This is a genomic window from uncultured Fretibacterium sp. (assembly GCF_938040765.1).
Classification (GTDB): domain Bacteria; phylum Synergistota; class Synergistia; order Synergistales; family Aminobacteriaceae; genus CAJPSE01.
In genome coordinates this window covers 1-4,062 of sequence record NZ_CALIAA010000053.1, presented here as the reverse complement: position 1 = coordinate 4,062, position 4,062 = coordinate 1, and the positions used below count along the sequence as shown (strand labels likewise).

Below are 4,062 nucleotides of genomic sequence, written 5' to 3'. Positions count from 1 at the left end.
TGCGGGCTTGGCGTCCCAAGGAGGTTACGAGCTTTCCCGACAAAACTGGAAGTAGTTTACCAGCCCTGGTATCACTTCCACGTTACTTATTCTACGAGGAGGTTTTTTCGATGGCCGGCTTTGCATGACGGGACGCGATCGGCGAAGATGCACGGGATGCATGTTCGAATCCCCGGAGTCCGTCCCTCCCGCCGTCGGCCCCCTCCGCTCCGTTCCGCCGCCGCGCCGGCGCATGACCCCGGCGAGCCTCGCCGGAGCCTCGACTCGACCGGCGGGAGCTTTGGCGCCGTTGCCCGCAAGGGCGGACCCGACCGAACCGGGCTCCCCCGCATTCGTGCGGAGGCCCGTCCGCCCGTGCTCCGGATGCGGAGCACGTTGCACTCGCCTCCATCCTCTATTCATCCTCGAAATCCTCGGATCGTGAACATACTCGGAAAATCGTTGAACGGAAGGAGCCTTCAAAATGAAGACCATGATGAAAAAACTGTTGACGTCGGCTCTGCTGACCCTTTCCCTTTCTGCGGCATCGGCCCTTGCCGAGCCCCTCGACGCGTTCAAGGGACTCTCGGGGACCCTGGACATCGCGGGCGGCACCGCCCATATCCCCGTCATGAAAAAGGCGGCCCAGAACATCATGTCCGCCTACCCCGACATCCGCATCTCCGTCGCGGGGGGCGGCTCGGGCGTCGGCGTCAAGCAGGTTGGGGAGGGCCTCGCAGCCATCGGAAACACCGGACGTCCCCTGAAGGACGAGGAGATTTCAAAGTATGGACTGGTGACCTTCCCCTTCGCTATCGACGGAGTGGCCGTCGCGGTCCATCCCGACAATCCCGTCAAGAGCCTCTCCGGGGAGCAGATCATGGACATCTACTCGGGCAAGGTTACGGATTGGAAGGAGCTCGGCGGGGAGCCCGGGGCCATCGATCTCTACGGCCGTGAGGACGGCAGCGGGACCCGCGAGACCTTCACCGACAAGCTGCTCGGCAAGGCGCAGCTCTCCCCGTCGGTCAACGTCGTCGGCTCCAACGGCGCGATGAAGACGGCCATCGCTCAGGACAGGCGGGCCATCGGCTACGTGGGCATCGGGCACCTGGACGCCTCCATCGCCGGGGTCGCCCTGGACGGCGCGCTGCCGACGCAGGAGAACGCCGCGTCCGGGGCCTACAAGGTCGTGCGCGATCTCTACATGAACACCAAGGGAGCCCCGACGGGCCTGACCGCGGCCTTCATCGACTACATCTACAGCGACGCGGGGGCGAAGATCATCGAGGAGAGCGGCTACATCCCCGTCCCCAAGCCCAAGAACTGAGGACGGCCCCGAGCTCATGCGCCCTTCGCATTCGGCTCCCCTCTGGCTGCGCGTGCTGGCCTGCTTTGTGGGGAGCGTGCTCTCGACCGTCTTCGCCTTCATCCTGTTCTCGGCGCTGGACGCTCTGAGGGCGGGGCAGGGGCTCTTTCTGTTCGGGCCGGTGTGGGACCCCCGTGCCGGCCGTTTCGGCATCGCGGCCATGATTCACGCCTCGTTTCTGCTGGCCCTCTCCTCGCTCGGTGCGGGGTGGCTGCTCTCCCTGGGGTGCTGCTGCATGCTCCGGGGGGCCGCACCGCGCCCCGCCGCCCGATTCCTCATGGGCATCCTGCGCTTCATGACCGCGGTCCCGACCGTCGTCTACGGTTTCACCGCCACGTTCGTGCTGGTCCCGGTCATCCGTAGCGCGCTGGGAGGAACGGGGTTCTGCTGGCTGGCGGCGGCCTCGATGCTTGCCCTGCAGGGCGTCCCGACCATGACGCTCGTCATGGATGGCGCCATGCGCTCCCGAAGTGCCGAGACGGCCCTGACGGCCTCGGCGCTGGGGATGACGCCCCTGCAGCATCTCGCCCGGGTGGCGATTCCGGGGTCCCGGCGCGCCCTCCTGACCGCGGCCGTTCTGGGCTTCGGCCGGGCCCTGGGGGACACCCTGCTCCCCACCATGCTGGCCGGGAACGCCGTCCAGTTCGCCCGTTCCCCCCTCGACTCCATGCGCAGCCTGACGGCCCATATCGGGCTGGTGCTCTCCTCGGACATGGGGGGCGGGGAGCACCTCTCCCTGCTGCTGGCCGGGGGGCTGCTCCTGATCGGCTCCGTCTGCGTCAGCCTTCTGGCCCGGAGCCTGGGCGGGAGGGAGTCCTCGTGAGGGCGCGGGAGGCGGGGCTTTGGGCCCTGAGCTGGGGCTCGGCCGTCGTCGTCTGCGCCGCATTGGGGGGATTGCTCTCCTTCCTCCTGGCGCGCGGCGTCCCGACACTGGGTCCCGCCCTCCTCTTCGGCAGCACCCCTCCGATGGAGGCCATCCTGGCGCTGAAACCCGTTTGGGACGGCATCTGGCCGGCCATGCTCGGCACGCTGTCCCTGCTGGCCGTGACCATGGCGCTGGCGCTCGTCCCGGGGATCGGCTGCGGAATCTACCTGGCCTGCTACGCTCCGCCCCGGAAAAAACAGGCCCTCGAGACGGCCGTCGACGTCCTTGCGGGGATCCCCTCCATCGTGATGGGGCTTTTTGGGTTCGTCCTGATCCTTTCCCTTCGGCGCACGCTGCTGCCCCGGGGGACGACCTGCCTGCTGCTCGCGTCCGTCTGCCTGGCCATCCTGGTCCTGCCCACCCTGGTCACGGCCACTCAATCGGCTTTGGAGGCCCTTCCGGAGCGCCTTTACATCGATGCCGCCGCCCTCGGGCTGTCCCAGGATCAGGCGCTGCGACACCTTCTGGTTCCCGCAGCCTCACCCGGGCTCCTCGGCGGCGTGATCCTGGCCATGGGGCGCACCGTGGAGGACACCGCCGTCATCATGCTCACCGGCGCCGTCGCGAACGCGGGGCTCCCCTCCGGGCTCACGGCCAAGTTCGAGGCCCTGTCCTTCCGAATCTACTACACGGCCGCACAGTACGCGGACCAGGACGAGCTCGCCCGGGCCTTCGGAACGGCCCTCGTCCTGCTGGCGCTGTCGGCCCTCCTGTCGCTTGCCGCGTATTGCCTGCAGCGAAGGCTGGAGAGGCGATGGCGCCGGGGCGGGGCATCGTGAGACCGGGGGGTATCGTGAGAAAGGAGGCATTCGCCTTACCTGTACCGTCCGGGGACGGAGCCCCTCTTTGCGCTTCCGTCCGGTCCCTCGACGTCTCCTTTGGGGGGCGTCGGGTCCTTCACGGCATCGACGCGGATTTCCCCGCCCTGAGGATCACGGTTCTGCTGGGGCGCTCGGGGTCCGGAAAGACCACGTTCCTCAGGGCCTTGAATCGACTGAACGAGTGCTTCGAGGGCTGCGAGAGCTCGGGGGACGTCCGGGTCTCGCTCGGCGGGATTCTGAGGCCGACGGCGGGCCCGAACGCACCCTCCGTCTCCCGGCTGCGCCGCGCCGCGGGGATGGTCTTCCAGACGCCCAACCCCTTGCCCATGAGCATCCGCAGGAACGTCACGCTCCCCGTGTCGCTGGCCGGAGACCTTTCCCGCGACAGGCTCGAGGAAGTGCTCAGGGAGCGTCTCCAGGAGGTCGGGCTCTGGGAGGAGGTCGCGGACCGGCTGGATTCCCCGGCGTCCACCCTGTCCGGGGGCCAGCAGCAGCGGCTCTGCCTCGCCCGCGCCCTGGCCCTCGACCCGGAGCTGCTTCTGCTGGACGAGCCGACCGCCTCGCTGGACCGGGACGCGGCCCTCAGGATAGAGGAGTTGATCCTGTCCTTTCGGGGACGCCGTTCCGTCATCCTGGTCTCCCATAATCTGAGGCAGGCCCGGAGGCTGGCCGATGCCGCCCTGGTCCTGTCCGGAGGCAGGATCGTGAAGCGGCTGGACGCGCGGGAACTGGGGGCCTCCATTGACGACGGCTCCCTCCTGGACGAGGCCTATGGAGACGCGGACCCGGCCGACGCCGCCCCGTCGGCGCGAACGGGGCCGTAAACGCCGTGAGGGCGTTTTCCCGCCGAACTTCTCCCGTGCTCTGTCAAGGGACAGAGAAAATGTCATGGTTGAAAGGGTGAAAAGGGACAGAGAAAATGTCATCCCCCCCGCCCTTGCTTCCTGCTCAAGTTGCATTGAGGCTGT

4 protein-coding genes are annotated in these 4,062 nt (G+C 67.8%); all 4 read left to right on the top strand.

Annotated elements, in window-relative coordinates:
- Nucleotides 1–463: 463 nt before the first annotated feature.
- From Q0176_RS01925 to Q0176_RS01910, 4 genes are read left to right on the top strand one after another with little or no spacing between them, the layout of a single operon-like run.
- A complete protein-coding gene (locus Q0176_RS01925) occupies nucleotides 464–1,309 on the top strand; it encodes a phosphate ABC transporter substrate-binding protein (protein ID WP_299298657.1) in 846 nt (281 codons plus the stop codon).
- Between the two features lie 16 nt (nucleotides 1,310–1,325).
- A complete protein-coding gene (locus tag Q0176_RS01920) occupies nucleotides 1,326–2,171 on the top strand; it encodes an ABC transporter permease subunit (RefSeq protein ID WP_299298655.1) in 846 nt (281 codons plus the stop codon).
- Nucleotides 2,168–3,052, top strand: coding sequence for an ABC transporter permease subunit (locus Q0176_RS01915; RefSeq protein ID WP_299298653.1), 885 nt, complete (start codon nucleotides 2,168–2,170; stop codon nucleotides 3,050–3,052). The genes Q0176_RS01920 and Q0176_RS01915 overlap by 4 nt, the downstream gene beginning before the upstream one ends.
- Before the next feature lie 14 nt (nucleotides 3,053–3,066).
- The gene (locus Q0176_RS01910; RefSeq protein ID WP_299298651.1) at nucleotides 3,067–3,918 is read left to right on the top strand and encodes a phosphate ABC transporter ATP-binding protein; all 852 of its coding nucleotides are present in this window, start codon (nucleotides 3,067–3,069) and stop codon (nucleotides 3,916–3,918) included.
- Nucleotides 3,919–4,062: the final 144 nt, after the last annotated feature.